Source organism: Bifidobacterium scardovii JCM 12489 = DSM 13734 (genome assembly GCF_001042635.1).
GTDB lineage: Bacteria > Actinomycetota > Actinomycetes > Actinomycetales > Bifidobacteriaceae > Bifidobacterium > Bifidobacterium scardovii.
In genome coordinates this window covers 2,197,101-2,214,958 of record NZ_AP012331.1, presented here as the reverse complement: position 1 = coordinate 2,214,958, position 17,858 = coordinate 2,197,101, and the positions used below count along the sequence as shown (strand labels likewise).

Below are 17,858 nucleotides of genomic sequence, written 5' to 3'. Positions count from 1 at the left end.
CCTTACCGTGGTTTCGTCTTCCTGCCGTTTCCGCCCCTATTGCCGCGCGGCGCCGAACCAGTTGGTGTAGATGAGGGCGAAGTTGCGGTTGCCGTAGCTGGAGCATGAGTCGCCCTCGCCGAATCCGGCCGCCAGCGAGGCGTCGTTCGGCTGGTAGGACGTGTAGATGTAGAGCAGCGCGGTCGCCTTGTTCTCGATGTACACGTTGGTGCCGCCGCACCCGGCATCCGGGTGGTATTGGATGTAGTTCAGCGCGTCGGCGTGATAGCCGTAGGCGCTCTCATGCGCCACGTAGTACTGGTAGCGGTGCGCCGCCCCGTACACCTGTCTGAAGAAGCCGGCATAGGCCGGATCGCAGTTCGCGTCGTCCGGGCAGCTCAGCCCCATGGCGGCCTTGTACTGGAAATCCGTCGGATCGACGGCCGTGACCAGATGCTGCTCCTTCTGCATCACGGTGAGCAGCACCTTCTGGCTGATGCCGCACGCGCGCGCCGACTTGTCGATGATCGCGGCCGCGGTCTCCTTTTTCGCGCCCTCGTACGCCGCGCAATACTCGTTCGCCGCCTGGTCCTCGGTGTCGAAGGTCATGGTTTTCAGGCACCGGGAACCGCTGCACGCCGCGCCCTGCTCGTCGAGGAACGACTGGACCTCGGCCTCGCTCATCGCGTTGGCGTTGAAGAACTGGCCGTCCGAGATGATGTCGCCGGGATTGAAGTCGTATTGCTGCGTCAGCTGCAGCTGACGGGCCTCGGCCTCCTGCACGTCGCGCCGCCACTGGACGACCCGCACGGTGCCCACGACCAGCGCGATCACGCATGCGGCCGCCACCACGGTGACCAGCACGGCCGCGACGCGCTGCGTCAGCCCGGCCCGTTTCCACCAGCGCGCCGGGCTGAGCGGATGCTTGCGATTGCGCCGTTTGTCGCGCTTGCCCGGGCGACGTTTGCCGCCGGACACGCCCCGCCCGGCGGATTTCGCGTTCGCCCTGCCGCGCGGATTGGCCGGCTTGCGCCGTTGCGTCCTCGCCATCGCTACGCCAGCGCCTTCTTGATGCGCTGCAGGCTCACCGGCCTGGCGGTGCCGAGTTCCTGCGCCCACAGGGACACGTAGAATTCCTCGAGCATCCAGCGGGCGGCGGTCGCCTGCTTCATCAGCGTCTCGTGGCGGGGGCCGGCCGGCTCCGCCTTGGCCTTGGCCATCGCCTTGTCGACCAGCGTGCGGGCCTCGTCGGCCTCCCACGCCCATCGCACGTCGCGGTTCTTGTCGGCCTTCGCCTTGGTCAGGCGCATGAGATCCGCCTGCAGGTATCGGGCGATGTTCGCCAGCGCGTCCGGGGGAGCGGCGCCGACGAATCCGGGGAACACCAGCGTGGCGATGTGCTCGCGCACCGACTGCAGCACCGACAGCATCGGCAGGTCGGCCTTGCCGCTCACCGCCTTGTCCACCTCGGCGTAGCGCCGCAGGATCGCGATCACGTCGTGCGCGACCGGGTACACCGTGTCCTCGAACACCTCCGTGACGCCCAGCACGGCGTCGGCCAGCGCGTCGTCGTCCGGCAGCGTGTCGACCGCGGGCAGCAGCCGCTTGACCGCGGCCAGCTGCAGATCCTCAACCAGGTCCTTCGTGGACTTGTAGGGGGCCGAGGCGAGCATCAGCGCCTCCGTGCCGAGCCAGCGCGAGGAGACGCGCTCGGACGGCAGGCGCAGGGCGTCAAGCGCGCCCCGCCACAGCATCGCCGCACGCGACTCGGTGGTCGCGCCGGCCTTGTGCAGCAGGTTCGCCTGCTTGACGAGCTTGCCCTGGTCGGCGGCCTGCTCGGCCTGCTTTTTGACCATCTGGCGCGCCGACGCCTCAGCCTGCGCGGCGAACCGCCGCTGCAGCGCCACCAGCGATTTGCCGGTGCCGAGCACCTTGACCGGACCGCGGCCGTGGCGCAGGCCGCGCGCGTTGCGCGCAGGCGGCAGCTGCTGTTCGACCGAGAAGGTGACGCGCAGGTACGGCGCCAGCTTCTCCCACAGGTCGCCGGTGAGCACCTCGGGGTGGATCTGCGCGCCGACCGTGTGGATCGCGGCCTGCGTGAACACATGCGGCAGGTCAGGCCATGCGGCGGAGCCGGCGGGCGCGTCGCCCGTGCCGCCAGCGTCGCGCGCGTCGGCATCGCCGCCGGCCTGGGGCAGGGCCGGCGCCCCGGCCTCGCCCGAACCGGGCAGATCCGGGTACCGCTCGTCGATCCATGCGCGGATCTTGCGCGCGGTGTCCGGCGCGGGCACGAACTGCACGCGCAGCGCCTTCGGCAACGACTTGATCAGCCCGACGATCAGCTCGTCGAGCAAACCGGGCACGTTCCAGGTGAACTGCTCCGGGGTGAGCCGCGACAGCGCCTTGATCGGCACGTGCACGGTCACGCCGTCGGCCGGATCGTGGGGGTCGTACACATAGCTCAGCTTCAGATCGATCGGCTGGCCGTCGGTGCCGAGCGTATGCCAGTGGTCCGGGTAGTCGCTCAGGCTCACCGACTCGCTGGAGGCGAGACGCTCGACCTTGGCCGGGTCGAAATCGAGCAGATGCGGATGCTCGTCGTGCTCGCGCTTCCACCACTTCGCCAGATCGGCCACCGACGTCACGTCGTTGGGGATCACCGACTGGTAGAAGTCGAACAGATCCTCGTCGCTCACCGTGCCGGAGAGCTGGCGGGTGCGGCTCGCATCCTCGGCCGCATCGTCGAGGATGTCGCGGTTGCGGCCGACGAACTCGTCGTAGCTGAACCGCTGCTGGATGTCGCCGTCGACCAGACCCTGCCGGATCAGGAAGTCGCGGGCCTCCATCGGGTTGATGCGCCCCCACTGCACGGTGCGGTCGGCCACGATCGGCAGGCCGTAGAGCAGCACCTTCGCGGTGGCGACCGCCGAACCGCGCGAACCCGACCAATGCGGCTCCGCGTACGTGGTGCGCGTGAGCTGGCCGGCCAGCGGCTCGGCCCACGCCGGGTCGATCGCCGCCGAATAGCGCGCCCACAGGCGGCTCGTCTCCACCAATTCGGTGCTCATCACCCAGCTCGGCGTCGTCTTGGCCACGGCGGAGGCGGGGAACAGCGCGAACCGGGTGCCGCGCGCCCCCTGATAGTCGTTCTTCGCCATCTTCTGCGCGCGCTTCATCGCCTTGGCCTTCGCCGCGCCCTTCAGCCCCGCGAAATCGGAGGCCTTGGGCTCGCGCACGATCTGCATGCCCATCATCGACAGCAGGCCGGCGAGCATCGAGGTGTGGATGCCCTGCGCGTCCCACGAGCAGCACAGGGAATGCGCGGCCTGCTGGTTGATCGGCAGCTGGCGGATCTCCAGGCCGGGCCGGGAGGCCGGCTGGGGCGAGCCGACGGTGAACTTCAGCTCGCGGCACATGTCCGTCAGCTGGCCGACCAGGTCCTTCCACTGGCGCACGCGCAGCCAGCTGAAGTATTCGGCCTTGCAGATGCGGCGCAGCGCGTTGTTGCTCGGCTCGCCGTCCGCCTGGAAGATCCGGTCCCACATGTTGAGGGCGGTGAGGAAGTCGCTGGACTCGTCCGCATAGCGGTTGTGGATGCGGTCGGCCTCGTCGCGCGCCTCGTCGGGGCGCTCGCGCGGGTCCTGCAGGCTCAGGAACGCCACGATCACCAGCACGGCGGCCAGCGTGTCGGGCGTGGTCGACTTCGCGGCCTCGATCACCATGCGGCCGAGCCGCACGTCGATCGGGATGCGCGCAAGCTGGCGGCCGGTGTGCGTGAGCACCACCTCGCCGCGCTTGCGGGCGATGGCCTTCAGCTCGGTCAGCTCGTTGAAGCCGTCCGAGACGGCCTTCATGTCGGGCGGGTCGATGAAGCCGAAGTTCGTCACGTCCTCGGCGGTGCGGGCGACCCCGACCGACAGCATGTGCAGCACCACGGCGCCGAGCGAGGTGCGCAGGATCTCCGGCTCGGTGAATCGCGGGCGCGTCTCGTAGTCCTCGCGTGAGTACAGGCGGATCGCGATGCCGTCGGCGATGCGGCCGCATCGGCCGGACCGCTGGTCGGCGCTGGCCTGGCTGATCGGCTCGATCGGCAGGCGCTGCACCTTCGCGGTCTTCGAATAGCGGGAGATGCGGGCGGTGCCGGGGTCGACCACGTAGCGGATGCCCGGCACGGTCAGCGACGTCTCGGCGACGTTGGTCGCGATCACGATGCGCTGGTGCGTATGCGCCTCGAACACGCGGTGCTGGTCCTTGGACGACAGCCTGGCGAACAGCGGCATGATCTCGATCGCGTCGGGGCGGCGCATGTCCTCGGCGCGCGGCCCGTAGTGGTGGCGCAGCGCGTTCTCGAACTCGTGGATGTCGCGCTCGCCGGAGGCGAACACGAGGATGTCGCGCGCCCCGCGCTCGTGGCTCGAATGGATGACCAGCTCGGCGCAGGCGCGCGCCACCGCCGTCGGCATGTCCATATCCGTGTCGCGGCCGTTGCCGCCGCGCCCGGAACCGTTGCCGCCGCGGTCACGCTCGGAAGCGGAGGGCGCCGCGGACAGCTGCGCGTAGGCCTCCTCGCCGGGCATCGCGCCGGTCTCGAAGCCGGGCACGGCGCGCATCAGCGCGGGCGCGGTGCCGAGCGGCTCGTAGAGGACCTGCACCGGATAGGTGCGCCCCGACACCTCGATGACCGGCACCTTCGTGCCGAGCGCATGCTCGAAGTGCTCCTTGAACTTCACCGAGTCGATCGTCGCCGACGTGATCACGAGCTTGAGGTCGCGGCGGCGGGGGAGCAGCGCGGTCAGGTAGCCGAGCAGGAAATCGATGTTGAGGCTGCGCTCGTGCGCCTCGTCGATGACGATCGTGTCGTACTGGCTGAGTTTCGGATCGCGCTGGATCTGCGCGAGCAGGATGCCGTCGGTGACCACGCGCAGCCGGGTCTTCGGCGAGCTCTCGTCGGTGAACCGCACCTGATAGCCGACCTCGTCGCCCAGGCGCACGCCCATTTCGCTGGCGATGCGTTCGGCGACCGTGCGTGCGGCGATACGCCGCGGCTGCGTGTGCACGATCTGCTTGCCGTGCGTGCCGCGGCCGAGCTCCAGCAGGATCTTCGGCAGCTGCGTGGTCTTGCCCGAGCCGGTCTGACCGGACACGATCACGACCTGGCTGGAACGGACGGCCCGCGCGATGTCGTCGCGCGCCGCCGACACCGGCAGTTCGGCTGGATAATCAAATCTCATAAATGACTGTGCTTTCGATGACTGTGCTGTTCGCCGGGTTCGCGCTCAGCGGCTTCTCGCCACTTCGATCACGCGGTAGCCCTTGGCGGAATGGTATTTCGACACCGCGTAGCCGTCGCCGAGCGCGGACGCCAGCCACGGGATCAGCGAGTCGGCGCCGAGGTTCTTCTGCACCACCAGATAGGCCACGCCGCCGTCCGGATTCAGCCGGGGCAGCCAGGCCATGAGCAGTCCGTGCAGCGCCTCCTTGCCGATGCGGATCGGCGGATTCGACCAGATCACGTCGAATACGGCGTCGCCGGGGACCTGATCGGCCAAGGCGGCGCGGATGTTCCCGCACCCGTTGCGCTTCGCGTTGGCCTCGGTCAGCTCCAGCGCCCGCTCGTTCACGTCCACCGCCCACACGGTGGCGGCGGGGGAGGCCATGGCCATCGACAGGGCGACCGGCCCCCACCCGCAGCCCAGATCGAGGAACGAGCCTGATTCGGGCGGCTCGGGCGCCTCGCGGAGCAGCACCGCGGTGCCCAGATCCAGCCGCGAGCCGGAGAAGACGCCGTTGGACACCTCGACCGGCGTCTCGACGCCGCGCAACGAGACGGTCAGCTCGCGGCGGACGTCCTTCGACGACGGTTCGGCGGAAAAGTACTGTTCATTGGCGGTTCCGCCCTGCGTCGCATGCTTCGTGCTCATCGTCCCTTTACACCTCATCCATTCCACGGTACGCACCCATGATAGTAAACGGCCCACGATATTGCCCCCGCGATCGCCGCCCGCCCGGGGCCGGCGCCTTGTCGCGCAATTCGCCGATAATGGCAAAGCCATAGTTCAATCGTGTTCTTACCAGCAGCAGAGGTGCCATTGACCCAGTCCGATACCCGAGCAGACGATATCCGCAGCATGCAGGACGAGCCGGTGCTGACCGGCGTGCTGGCCGACCAGTCGGAGGTACTGCTCGACGAGCATGACCGTTCCGGGGCGCCCGGGGTGCCCGGCGGTCCCGGCGACGAGGTCTGGGAGGAGCGCGAGTCGCGCAATGCGCTCAAGCACGTCGCCGGCCTCGGCGAATTGCAGGACGTCACCGAGGTCGAATACCGCAAGGTGCGCCTTGAGCGCGTCGTGCTGGTCGGCGTGTGGTCGAGCGCCGTCACCACCGCGTCCGCGGCCGAGGAATCCCTGCGCGAGCTGGCGGCGCTCGCCGAAACCGCCGGCGCCGTGGTGTGCGACGGCCTGCTGCAGCACCGTCTGCGCCCCGATGCGGCCACCTACGTTGGGTCCGGCAAGGCCAAGGAGATCGCCGACGTGGTGGCGCGCGAGGAGGCCGACACGATCATCGTCGACGACGATCTGCCGCCCAGCCAGCGCCGTGCGCTCGAGGACGCCACCAAGGTGAAGGTGGTGGACCGCACCGCGGTGATCCTCGACATTTTCGCCCAGCATGCGACCAGTCGCGAGGGCAAGGCCCAGGTGGAGCTCGCGCAGCTCGAATACATGCTGCCGCGACTGCGCGGCTGGGGCGGGTCGCTGTCGCGCCAGGCCGGCGGCCGCGCGGCCGGCGCGGACGCCGGCATCGGATCGCGAGGCCCCGGCGAGACGAAGATCGAGATGGACCGCCGCGTGATCCGCACGCGCATCGCCAGGCTGCGCAAGCAGATACGCGAGATGGCGCCGGCCCGCGAGGTCAAGCGCGGATCCCGCCGGCGCTACGAGCTGCCTACCGTGGCCGTCGTCGGCTATACGAACGCCGGCAAGTCCTCGCTGACGAACCGGCTGACCGGATCGGCGGAACTGGTTGAGAACGCGCTGTTCGCCACCCTCGATACCGCCGTGCGCCGCGCCCGCGCCAAGGACGGGCGGCTCTACGCCTACGTCGACACGGTCGGGTTCGTGCGCCGGCTGCCGACGCAGCTGGTCGAGGCGTTCAAGTCGACGCTCGAGGAGGTCGCCGAGGCGGATCTGATCGTGCACGTGGTCGACGGCTCCCACCCGGATCCGTTCTCGCAGATCGACGCGGTGAACGACGTGCTCGCCGACATCGACGGGGCGGCCGACATTCCCCGCATCCTCGTGTTCAACAAGGCCGACCGCATCGACGGGGTGACGCGCGAGCGCCTTGCCGCGCTCGAACCGGATGCGCATATCGTGTCGGCGTTCACCGGCGAGGGGATCGACGCGCTGCGCGAGCGGGTCGAGTCGATGCTGCCCGTGCCGCATGTGCATGTGCGCGCGCTGCTGCCGTACACGGCCGGGGCGCTGGTGTCGCGGATCCGCGAATACGGCCATGTGATCGAGGTGGAGTACCGCGACGACGGCATGATGGTCGAGGCGGAGGTGGGGAGCCGACTCGCCGCGCAGGTGATGGAGCAGTCCATCGACGAGTGACGGCATGGCGCCAGAATGTGAGCAAAATCACTTATTGTGAAAAAACCATTACGGGGGTAAACGTCAGCGTGTGTGGATAGAGTGAATGTGTTGTTTGATTGAATGCCGACATAATCGGCGCACATTTCAAGAGAGGTCATAGAACAACATGGCTGAATCACTCACCAAGCCCACCAAGCTCGCTGTTATCGGTGCCGGCGCCGTCGGCTCCACCCTCGCCTTCGCCGCCGCCCAGCGCGGCATCGCGCGTGAGATCGTCCTCGAGGACATCGCCAAGGAGCGCGTCGAGGCCGAGGTGCTCGATATGCAGCACGGCTCCAGCTTCTACCCGACCGTGTCCATCGACGGTTCTGATGACCCGGAGATCTGCCGTGACGCCGACATGGTCGTCATCACCGCCGGTCCGCGCCAGAAGCCGGGCCAGTCCCGCCTGGAGCTCGTTGGCGCCACAGTCAACATCCTCAAGGCCATCATGCCGAACCTGGTCAAGGTCGCCCCGAACGCCATCTACATGCTCATCACCAACCCGGTCGACATCGCCACGCACGTGGCCCAGAAGCTCACCGGCCTGCCCGAGAACCAGGTCTTCGGCTCCGGCACCAACCTGGACTCCGCCCGCCTGCGCTTCCTGATCGCCCAGCAGACCGGCGTCAACGTCAAGAACGTGCACGCCTACATCGCCGGCGAGCACGGCGACTCCGAGGTGCCGCTGTGGGCCTCCGCCACCATCGGTGGCGTCCCCATGTGCGACTGGAGCCCGCTGCCCGGCCACGATCCGCTCGATGCCGCCAAGCGTGAGGAGATCCACCAGGAGGTCAAGAACGCCGCCTACAAGATCATCAACGGCAAGGGCGCGACCAACTACGCGATCGGCATGTCCGGCGTCGACATCATCGAGGCCGTGCTGCACGACACCAACCGCATCCTGCCCGTGAGCTCCATGCTCAAGGACTTCCACGGCATCTCCGACATCTGCATGTCCGTCCCGACCCTCCTGAACCGCCAGGGCGTCAACAACACCATCAACACCCCGGTCTCCGACAAGGAGCTCGCGGCCCTCAAGCGCTCCGCTGAGACGCTGAAAGAGACCGCCGCCCAGTTCGGCTTCTGATTCAGGCGGTCGATCGTCGGGGCGCATGCGCCGACGACGATTCACTGACAGGTGAAACGGATGGCTTTCCTTTCGGGGGAGGCTATCATCGCATTTGCGATAATCGAATACGGTACGAAACCCCGGCCTTGCGCCGGGGTTTCGTGGTTTTACAGGGAAATGAGAATGGTTGTGAGAAGCGGTCTCAACCATTCGGACAGGAAGTGAGGTGCCGAATGGCCCACGATCACGCTACCGCAAACGTTATGGAAGGCGCCGACGGCAAGGCCCATCAGCGCAGGCTGGTGATGACGCTCACGCTGACGAGCACGGTGTTCGTCGCCGAGGTCGTCGGGGCGATCATCACCGGGTCGCTGGCCCTGCTGGTGGATGCCGGGCATATGCTCACCGACATGTCGGTGCTGATCGCCTCCACGGTGACCGCGATCCTCATGCAGCGCAAACCGAGCAACAGCCGCACGTGGGGCTGGGCCCGCCTTGAGGTGATCACCGCCGCCGCGAGCGCGCTGGTGCTGCTGGTCGTCGGCGTCTACGCGCTGGTCGAGGCCGGAATGCGGCTGTTCGGCCACGGCGCCGGCGAAATCCAGGACATCGGATTGCTGCTGTTCTTCGGCATACTCGGCCTGGCCGCCAACGTCGGATCGATCATGATCCTCGCCGGGCAGCGTTCCGGCAACATGAACATGAAGGCCGCATTCCTTGAGGTGATGAACGACGCGCTCGGGTCGGTCGCCGTGGTGCTGTCCGCCGTGGTCATGATGTCGACCGGATGGGACGGATTCGACGCGGTCGCCGGTGGCCTGATCGCGCTGCTGATGATCCCCCGCGCCATCATGCTGCTGCGCAATGCGGTGAAGGTGCTGCTGGAGGAGACCCCAGACGGTTTGGACCTCGATGCGGTGCGCGAGCACATGGAAGGCGTGCCGCATGTGGTCGCGGTGCACGACCTGCACGCCAGCACCGTGTCTACCGGCATGCCGATCCTCATGGCCCATGTGGTGGTGGACCGGGGCCTGACCATGGAGCAGGCCGCCGACGTGCTGTCCCAGTTGCAGGACTGCCTGCGCGAGCATTTTCCGGTTTCGGTGCCGCACACCACCTTCCAGTTGGAGCCGGAGGGCTATACCACGCCGAGCGCCGAGCAGCTGCACGAATAGCCGTGCGCGGGCAGCCGTGTGGGCGGTTGTGGGGGATGGGCGTGTGAGTGGTTGCGCGCGGGTTGTTAATGGCCGGGCGAGTGGCTGATGGCCGGGCGAGCAGGGATGGGGCGGCAAGCTTGTTGCCCTGTTGCCAGCCTGCGATCGCGGTGAAGCCGTATAAGCGGCGGGCCTGTGACGCGATCCTCTAGTATCCCGCGCTGTTAATTCGTTTAGTAATTCTGGCTCCCCTCCAAGAGGGGAGCTGTCGGCGTAGCCGACTGAGGGGAGCGCATGCGAATCGGCTTGATTCAGATGTTCTCGGTAATGCTCCCCTCAGGCCGCTTCGCGGCCAGCTCCCCTCCAAGAGGGGAGCCAGACATAGTACACGAACTACGACGCAGGATACTAGAAGCGTTGCCTCGCTGACACGCCTCTTGGCGGGGTGTTGCTTCTAGCCTTTGAGGGGTGCGACCTGCTAGGCCTTCGCGGCGGTGTGGCGTTTGGGGTTTCTATGCGGTATGCTCCGCTGAGGGTTTTTTGGCGGGGTGGTTCTTCTATATGGTCGTGGTTGTGCTGCGCTATCGTCTTCTAGGCGGTGCGCCGCTCGTAGCCTCTATGGGTGTTGCTGCGCTGACATGCTTCTTGGCGGGGTGTTGCTTCTGGTCTCTATTGGGTGTGCCGTGCTGGGGCTTCGTGGCGGGGTGAAGTTTGGGGTTTCTATGCGGTATGCTCCGCTGAGGTCTCTCTTGGCGGGACGGTTCTTCTATACGATCGAGGATATGCCGTGGTTGGGTTGCGATGCCGTCTTGTAACTAGGGCGTCGCTCTTAGTCTCCATAGGTTGTGCTTCGCTGGCATACGTCTCCGCGAAGCAATGCTTCTGGTTTCTGGCAGAGTTGCCTTGTTGGGTCGATCGGCGGAGAGAAAACTCGGTCGGCTATAAGGCAAATATGAGGCAGGCCGCTGTAGTAGTGGATGCTGCCGAGTCGGGCGGCGTCACAATATAGACGAATATGGAATCGGCCGTGCGGAAGTTCTCGTAAAAGAGCTTCCGCACGGCCGTAAGAAGGTTATGAGGTGATGCGATTCAGATCTTGCGCAGCACCGTGACCACTTTGCCCATGATCTGGGCGTGGGTGCCGTCGATGGGGGAGTAGGCGGGATTGTGGGGCATGAGCCAGACGTGCCCATTGTCCTTGCGGAATGTTTTGACGGTGGCCTCGTCGTCGAGCAACGCGGCGACGATGTCGCCGTTGACAGCGGACTGCTGCTCGCGGACCACCACGAAATCACCGTCGCAGATCGCCGCATCGACCATCGAATCGCCGTGTACCTCAAGCATGAAGAGGTTGCCGGTGCCGGTCAGGCGTTCGGGCAGACGCATCACATCGTCCACATGCTGCTCGGCGGTGATGGGCACGCCGGCGGCGATACGGCCGACCAGCGGAACGTCGCGCGACTGCTGTATCGATGTGCTGGCGTCGTCGGGGAAGGGAATGATCGTGGCCACCGCGGTGGCGGTCTTGTCCGTTCCTGCGTTTTCCACCAATTCGATGGCCCGTCCCTTGTTCGCATTCATGCGGATGAACCCTTTGTCTTCAAGCACCTGCAGCTGGTGCTTGACCGAGGAAGGGCTTTTCAGACCGGCCGCTTCGCCGATTTCGCGGAATGAAGGAGCGAAGCCGCGTTCGTTGATGTGGGTCCGGATCGCGTCCAGAACCTTGCGTTGGCGGTCGGTCAGCGCGCTTTCGGATGGCGTGCTCTTCGATGCTTGCGGAGTAAAGGGAATGGTACTCACGGCCGGCTCCTTTCGTATATTCCTAGCATAACGTGCAAGTCGCGCTAAATCAAACATCTGTTCGACACGACGTGTTGCGGCGGTCGAACAGATGTGCCATAATCAGAACAGATGTTCTATAGAACGTGTGTTCGAAAGGATGTGGTGGCGATGACGGGTGCAATAGTGCAAGCCGCAACGGTGCGGGGATCCGATCGTTCTGTCGCGGTGAAGCGGTCCCGCGGCGCGCTGGACGAATATCGTCGTTATGATCACATGCAGGGAGATCGTAGCGGCGCGGACGGGCATGATGCCGTTATACGTGGAGCCGGCGTGTCCCGCCGGAGCGGACAGGGCGTGCGGCTGAATCGCCGCGGTCGCATTGTGGTGGCGGTGGCATGTGCGTTGTTGGCATGGGGCGTGCTGTCCGTGATGACGCCGAACCATGCCGATTCCATGCCGTCGGCCACTGAAGTGACCAGTTATACCGTGCGTCCGGGGGATACCTTGTGGTCGTATGCGGAGTCCATCACGCCGAAGGGCGGGGATGTCTCGCAGAATGTGGACATGCTCATGCGGTTGAACGATCTGTCGACTGATGTGCTTCAAGCCGGACAACGCATAGTCGTTCCGGTGCAGCAGACCCATGTGGCAGACTACCGGGCTGGACTGCTGCAACGCTAGTCGTTCCGGTGCGGTAGGGGGCGGTGCGGTAGGAACGGGCGGGATTCCGTGAAGTATGGAGCCGAGATTTTATGAATTGAAATCGGGTTTCTACGAATCATGGAATGGTTTTCCGATCGCAGGGCGATGGTTTCGATATGAAAGGCTGAGAACTTGTGCCGAATAAAAGAAGCATACCGAGTGAAAGAACCGTCCTGAATAAAAGAACTGTGCCGAATGAAAGAAATATCCTGAATAAAAGAACTATCCCGAGTGAAAGAACCGTCCAATGGCGAACGGATCCATTGGACACCGGAAGGACGGGGATGCTGGAAAGACCGGTCGATTAGTGAGAATTCGCCCAGTGCAGGACATGTGTTGGGCGATCGGCAAAGGTGATGGAGATGAGGCATTCGGTGAGTGCCGGAAGCCGGGATGGAGATCGAGAACCATGGTGAAGATCGAGATTCATGATGGAGATCGGAAGGCGTGGTGAAGATCGGAAGGCGTGGTGAAGATCGGAAGGCGTGGTGAAGATCGGAAGGCATGGTGAAGATCGAGATTCATGATGGAGATCGGAAGGCGTGGTGAAGATCGGAAGGCATTGTGAAGATCGAGATTCATGATGGAGATCGGAAGGCGTGGTGAAGATCGGAAGGCATTGTGAAGATCGGGAACCATGGTGAAGATCGGAAGGCATGATGGAGATCGGAAGGCAGAGGGTGTCGGTTCGTGGCGGGGATGCCGAGGATGCGACAGCGACGAAAGTGAATGGTGAGACGCCGTTTCCGTGATTTCTGATTTGGTGTCGCGATGGATGGGGATCTGCGGACACGGAGACGATGGAAGTGAGCGGCGGCTGGCAATGATACCGGGGCCTGGAGAGGATTCCGCGGACACGCGAAACCCGGGTTTTGGCGTGTTCGGGGTATTTCACGCTATTGTTGTGGGCATGCATTGCCCTTTTTGTCAACAACCGGATACCAAAGTCGTTGATACCCGTATCAGTGAGGATGGGTACTCGATCCGTCGTCGCCGTGAGTGCCTGAAATGCCATAAGCGTTTCACCACGGTGGAAACCACCATGCTGCTGGTGACCAAACGTTCGGGCAACAGCGAACCGTTCGATCGCAACAAGGTCATCTCTGGCGTACGCAAGGCGTGCCAGGGCAGGCCCATCAAGGAGGATGACCTGAAGATGCTGGGACAGCGCGTGGAGGAGGATCTGCGTTCGCGGGGTCTGGCGGAGGTGCGCTCCGAGGATGTGGGCAAGGCGATTCTGGCGCCGTTGAAGGAACTCGATGAGGTGGCCTACCTGCGGTTCGCGAGCGTGTACCAGAACTTCAACGGTCTTGTCGACTTCCAGCACGCCATTGATCAGCTGAAAAGCGGCGATGCCGCAAAGGCCGAAGCGGATTGACGTATGCGGCCACAAGGTCGTTTTTGATTGAGAGGGCGCATTGCCGCGGCGTTTCCGACCACCCCCAGTCGGCTTCGCCGACAGCCCCCGCCAGCGGGGGCGTGCGCTTCGTGCACTGCTATGGCAGTCCGCAGGACTTGCCCATCTGGCGGGAGCATATCAATGACGGTCCAGCGGACCTTTTCCTTTGCTCCCCTCAGTCGGCTTCGCCGACAGCTCCCCTCGGGGAGGGGAGCCTGAATGCGTGAGGTCCGATGTGCCGCCGGTTTCCCTCGGAGAGGGGAACCTGAATGCGTGTAGTCGGCGCCGCTGGCTCCCCGAAGAGGGGAGCCGAGGAACAGGCTTGTGCGTCAGCTGATCACGCGCATGCGGATGGTGCCTTCGATGTCGCGCAGCGCTTCGAGCGCCGTGGCGCTCGGCATCTGGGCCACGTCGGTGACCACGTAGCCGAGCTCGCCTTCGGTGCCGAGTGCCTGCGCGGCGATGTTGATGTTCTCCTCGCCAAGCACGCGGTTGACGTGGGCGAGCACGCCGGGGAGGTTCGCATGCAGGTGCGCGATGCGCGCGGTGCCCGGCAGGCTGCTCATCGTGATCTGCGGCATGTTCACCGAGAGCATCGTGGAGCCCTTCTCCCAGTAGTCCTCCAGGCGCTGCGCCACGAAGTGGCCGATGGCCTCCTGCGCCTCGAGCGTGGAGCCGCCGATATGCGGCGTTAGGATCATGTTGTCCTCGTTGGCCAGAGCGGTCTCGAAGGGGTCGCCGCTCTTCTTCGGCTCGACGGGGAACACGTCCACGGCGGCGCCGGAGACGTGGCCCGAGTCCAGGTGCTGCTTCAGCGCGCCCAGATCGGCGACGAATCCGCGGGACAGGTTGATGAAGATCGCGCCCTGCTTCATCTGCGCGAACTGGTCCTCGCCGAAGAATCCGGTGTTCGACTTGCGGCCGTCCACGTGGATGCTCACCGCGTCGGACTGCTCGAGCAGCTCGCCGAGCGTGTCGCAGCGCTGGGCGTTGCCCATCGCCAGCTTTTCCTCGATGTCGTAGAAGACCACGCGCATGCCGAGGGCCTCGGCCAGCACGGAGAGCTGGGAGCCGATGTTGCCGTAGCCGATGATGCCGAGCGTCTTGCCGCGCACCTCATGCGAGCCGGCGGCCGACTTGTCCCACATGCCCTGCTTCATGTGGTGCGTGTGCGCGGGGATGCGGCGCATCAGGCAGATGATGTCGCAGATCACCAGCTCGACGACCGAACGGGTGTTGGAGTACGGCGCGTTGAACACGGCGATGCCGTGCTTGCCGGCGTAGTCGAGGTCGACCTGGTTGGTGCCGATGCAGAAGCATCCGACGGCGGTCAGCGAGGGGCGGGCGTCGATCACCTTGCGGGTCACGCTGGTCTTGGAGCGAATGCCGAGCAGGCTCACGCCGTCAAGCGCTTCGATCAGCTCGTCCTCGCCCAGAGCTCCCTTGAGGGTTTCCACTTCGAAGCCATGGTTGCGCAGCGACTGCGCGGCGAAGGGATGGATGTTTTCCAGTAACAGTGCTTTAGGCATACCCACTACCTTAGAATAAACGACCGGATACCACTACCTTAGAGGACAAGATCGTTTTCGTCCTCGCGAGTCCGAACTATAAACAGCCGCTGCGTCGGCCGGGTCATCGCCACGTACAGGTCGGCCGCGGCCACCAGCCTGGAGGGCGCCTGCTGCTCCACCTGGCCGGGCTCGACCACGATGACGGCGTCGAACTCCAGTCCCTTGACCATTTCGGTGTCGCAGACGTTGACCTGCCGCTCCCACTCGCCCTGCCGGCTCAGCCGTTCGTATTCCGCGGCCGGCAGCGCGCGGCGCAGCACGCCGTCGATGTGGGGCCGCAGCTGGCCGAGCATGTCGTCCGGCGCGATCACGGCGATGCGGCCGGTGCCGTCGTCGCTGATGAACTCGCGGGTCAGCTCCACCGTGGTCGCCGCGACCTCGTCGAGCAGCGCGGGGCGGTCCTCGACACTCACGCGCCGAACCGAATCGGGGATGGTGCGCACCGCGTTGACCGTGGAGATGTACAGTCCCTCGTTCCTGGCGAAACGCGAGGCGAGCTCCGAGACCTCCTTCGGATTGCGGTAGTTGATGGTCAGCTCGTTGAGCGTCCAGTTCCGCTCGCCGAACAGCCGGTTCATGGTGTGCGGCCAGGAGCGGGTGCCGCCCAGCGCGGCGGTCTGCGCCACGTCGCCCACGATCGTGAACGAGCGCGACGGGCAGCGGCGGATGAGCATGCGCCAATCCATGTCGGTGAGCTCCTGCGCCTCGTCGACCACGATATGCCCGTATGTCCATTCGCGGTCCGACGCGGCCCGGTGCGAGATCGGCTCCGCGGCGTCGCCGCTGAGATTGTCGACGAGCATCTGCGCGGTGACGATGCCCGATCCGATGCCGGCCTGGGCGAGCGTGTCGCGCGCGAACTGCTCCTCCTCGGCCCGCGCCGCGTCCTGCGCGCTGATGCGCGAGGCCGCCTTCGGATCGGGGCCGAGCAGTTCCATCGCCTCGTCGAGCAGCGGGATGTCGGAGCGGGTCAGCGGAGCCCCCTTCTCGCGGGCCAGCGCGCGGACCTGCTCCTCAGTGAGCCAGGGGGCCAGGGCGCGCAGCCGCTCGGGGTGCGACCACAGCTGGTCGATCAGCCACGGGCCGGTCATCGGCAGCCACGCGAGGTTCAGGGTCCTGCGCACCTCGTCGTTCATGCGCAGCAGCGAGGTGACGCGGGAGAGCTCGGACTCGTCGGGCGTGTAGTCGAGCTGCTCGGCGTAGCGCGCGCGCATCGCCGAAAGCATGCTGCGCACGAAGGTCTCGCGGGCCTTGTTGTGCGGCTGATGGGTGCGCCTGGCGTCGCCCTGGGCCTGTTCGATGTCGGCCGCGGTCATCGGCACCGCGAAGCCGTTGACGCGCACGACCGGCAGCTTGGCGGGGACCCTCTCGCGGGACGCGACCGCATTGGCCACCAGACGCGCCATGCGCCGGTCGCCCTTGAGCTTGGCCGCCAGCGGGGAGTCGACTGCGGTGGCCTCGACGCCGGGGATGAGATCCGCGATGGTGCGGCTGACCACGCCGGTCTCGCCCAGCGAGGGGAGCACCTGGTCGATATAGTGCAGGAACGTCGAGCTGGGGCCGATGACGAGCACGCCGGAACGCTCGAGCGTGCGGCGGTGCGTATACAGCAGGTATGCGGCGCGGTGCAGCGCGACGGCGGTCTTGCCGGTGCCCGGCCCGCCCTGCACGACGACGGCGTGGGCGAGGTCGGAGCGGATGATGCGGTCCTGCTCGGCCTGGATCGTGGCGACGATGTCGGTCATCTTGCCGGTGCGCCGCGAGCTGAGCGACGCCAGCAGCGCGCCTTCGCCCGTCAGCGTGCCGGATGAGGCCGCCTGGCCGACCTGCTCGGCGTGCACGTCCAGTACCTCGTCCTCGATGCCGACCACCTCGCGGAAGCGCAGGGTCAGATGGCGGCGCATCACGATGTTGCCGCGGTGCGACGGCGTCGCCTCGTAGAACGGACGGGCCGCCTCGGCGCGCCAGTCGGTCAGGATCGGCTCGTGGTCGTCGTCGGACAGGCCGATGCGCCCGATGTAGTGGCGGTTGCCGTCGGCGTCGTCGAGACGGCCGAAGACGAGCCGGTCCTCCACGGCGCGCATCTGCGTGAGCCGGTCCTCGTACATGGTGGCGAAGGAGTCCCGCTCGGTGCGCTGGGTCGGCGAGCCGTGCGCCCCGCGGGCGCGTACGGCGTCAAGCCAGTCCTTGACCTGTGCGCGCATGGCGTCCAGACGGCCGTAAGCGCGGTCGACCGCATGCTGTTCTTCGCGGATCTGTGACGAGTAACTCGACATGGCATTCCGTTCCCTAGGTGAAAACTCAGGCATTCAAATCTACCGCAGGCTCCCTACCAACGCTCCGTGGTCGCGGGCCCAAGGAGGGTCGCGGGCGCCCCGCCGGATGCCGGGGCCCTGCGCGGGCGTGTGGATATTCCCTGAAAAAGAGGGAGAATTTGTCAAGAAGTGGGGGAGAATGGTGAGTCGTGGGGTAAAGTGGTGAATCAGTTTGGGTGGAGTGTATCCATTGCGCGGCGAAAGGAGGTGGCCATGGACGATCAGGTACTGAATCAAGGCGTTCAGGCCGCCT

General features: G+C 65.7%; 11 protein-coding genes. 5 read left to right on the top strand and 6 right to left on the bottom strand.

The features are described 5' to 3' along the window. Positions 1-36: 36 nt before the first annotated feature. From BBSC_RS09095 to BBSC_RS09085, 3 genes are read right to left on the bottom strand one after another with little or no spacing between them, the layout of a single operon-like run. Entirely contained in the window at positions 37-1,029 is a 993-nt protein-coding gene (locus BBSC_RS09095; protein ID WP_171818106.1) for a hemagglutinin, read from the bottom strand. Positions 1,030-1,031: 2 nt separating this feature from the next. Then, complete coding sequence (locus BBSC_RS09090) at positions 1,032-5,210, bottom strand: DUF3418 domain-containing protein (RefSeq protein WP_033518774.1); 4,179 nt, start codon at positions 5,208-5,210, stop codon at positions 1,032-1,034. A gap of 45 nt (positions 5,211-5,255) precedes the next feature. Next, positions 5,256-5,900, bottom strand: coding sequence for a class I SAM-dependent methyltransferase (locus tag BBSC_RS09085; RefSeq protein WP_033518776.1), 645 nt, complete (start codon positions 5,898-5,900; stop codon positions 5,256-5,258). A 207-nt stretch (positions 5,901-6,107) separates the two neighbouring features. Here BBSC_RS09085 and hflX point away from each other — a divergent pair, with 207 nt between their 5' ends. From hflX to BBSC_RS09070, 3 genes are all read left to right on the top strand, one after another. After that, the gene (gene hflX / locus BBSC_RS09080; RefSeq protein ID WP_033518778.1) at positions 6,108-7,589 is read left to right on the top strand and encodes a GTPase HflX; all 1,482 of its coding nucleotides are present in this window, start codon (positions 6,108-6,110) and stop codon (positions 7,587-7,589) included. Between the two features lie 148 nt (positions 7,590-7,737). Further along, positions 7,738-8,700: an L-lactate dehydrogenase gene (locus BBSC_RS09075; protein WP_033518780.1), complete on the top strand. Its 963-nt coding sequence runs from the start codon at positions 7,738-7,740 to the stop codon at positions 8,698-8,700. Between the two features lie 215 nt (positions 8,701-8,915). Next, positions 8,916-9,857 carry a cation diffusion facilitator family transporter gene (locus BBSC_RS09070; RefSeq protein WP_033518781.1) on the top strand — a complete coding sequence of 314 codons (942 nt, stop codon included), beginning with the start codon at positions 8,916-8,918 and terminating at the stop codon, positions 9,855-9,857. A 1,068-nt stretch (positions 9,858-10,925) separates the two neighbouring features. Here the strand turns inward: BBSC_RS09070 and lexA are convergent. Continuing rightward, positions 10,926-11,636 carry a transcriptional repressor LexA gene (lexA, locus tag BBSC_RS09065; RefSeq protein WP_033518783.1) on the bottom strand — a complete coding sequence of 237 codons (711 nt, stop codon included), beginning with the start codon at positions 11,634-11,636 and terminating at the stop codon, positions 10,926-10,928. Positions 11,637-11,786: 150 nt separating this feature from the next. Here lexA and BBSC_RS14265 point away from each other — a divergent pair, with 150 nt between their 5' ends. Further along, a complete protein-coding gene (locus tag BBSC_RS14265) occupies positions 11,787-12,299 on the top strand; it encodes a LysM peptidoglycan-binding domain-containing protein (RefSeq protein ID WP_231648960.1) in 513 nt (170 codons plus the stop codon). Between the two features lie 931 nt (positions 12,300-13,230). Next, the gene (nrdR, locus tag BBSC_RS09055; RefSeq protein ID WP_033518785.1) at positions 13,231-13,698 is read left to right on the top strand and encodes a transcriptional regulator NrdR; all 468 of its coding nucleotides are present in this window, start codon (positions 13,231-13,233) and stop codon (positions 13,696-13,698) included. 350 nt (positions 13,699-14,048) lie between these two features. On the opposite strand, the gene serA is transcribed toward nrdR, so the two are convergent. Next, a complete protein-coding gene (serA, locus tag BBSC_RS09050) occupies positions 14,049-15,248 on the bottom strand; it encodes a phosphoglycerate dehydrogenase (RefSeq protein ID WP_033518787.1) in 1,200 nt (399 codons plus the stop codon). Positions 15,249-15,286: 38 nt separating this feature from the next. After that, a complete protein-coding gene (locus BBSC_RS09045; protein ID WP_033518788.1) occupies positions 15,287-17,566 on the bottom strand; it encodes a HelD family protein in 2,280 nt (759 codons plus the stop codon). Positions 17,567-17,858: the final 292 nt, after the last annotated feature.

What these genes read in the sequence shown, in the direction of transcription:
- BBSC_RS09095 (WP_171818106.1), bottom strand. Translation starts at nt 1,029, where the DNA reads ATGGCGAGGACGCAACGGCGCAAGCCGGCCAATCCGCGCGGCAGGGCG.
- BBSC_RS09090 (WP_033518774.1), bottom strand. Translation starts at nt 5,210, where the DNA reads ATGAGATTTGATTATCCAGCCGAACTGCCGGTGTCGGCGGCGCGCGAC.
- BBSC_RS09085 (WP_033518776.1), bottom strand. Translation starts at nt 5,900, where the DNA reads ATGAGCACGAAGCATGCGACGCAGGGCGGAACCGCCAATGAACAGTAC.
- hflX (WP_033518778.1), top strand. Translation starts at nt 6,108, where the DNA reads ATGCAGGACGAGCCGGTGCTGACCGGCGTGCTGGCCGACCAGTCGGAG.
- BBSC_RS09075 (WP_033518780.1), top strand. Translation starts at nt 7,738, where the DNA reads ATGGCTGAATCACTCACCAAGCCCACCAAGCTCGCTGTTATCGGTGCC.
- BBSC_RS09070 (WP_033518781.1), top strand. Translation starts at nt 8,916, where the DNA reads ATGGCCCACGATCACGCTACCGCAAACGTTATGGAAGGCGCCGACGGC.
- BBSC_RS14265 (WP_231648960.1), top strand. Translation starts at nt 11,787, where the DNA reads ATGACGGGTGCAATAGTGCAAGCCGCAACGGTGCGGGGATCCGATCGT.
- nrdR (WP_033518785.1), top strand. Translation starts at nt 13,231, where the DNA reads ATGCATTGCCCTTTTTGTCAACAACCGGATACCAAAGTCGTTGATACC.
- serA (WP_033518787.1), bottom strand. Translation starts at nt 15,248, where the DNA reads ATGCCTAAAGCACTGTTACTGGAAAACATCCATCCCTTCGCCGCGCAG.
- BBSC_RS09045 (WP_033518788.1), bottom strand. Translation starts at nt 17,566, where the DNA reads ATGTCGAGTTACTCGTCACAGATCCGCGAAGAACAGCATGCGGTCGAC.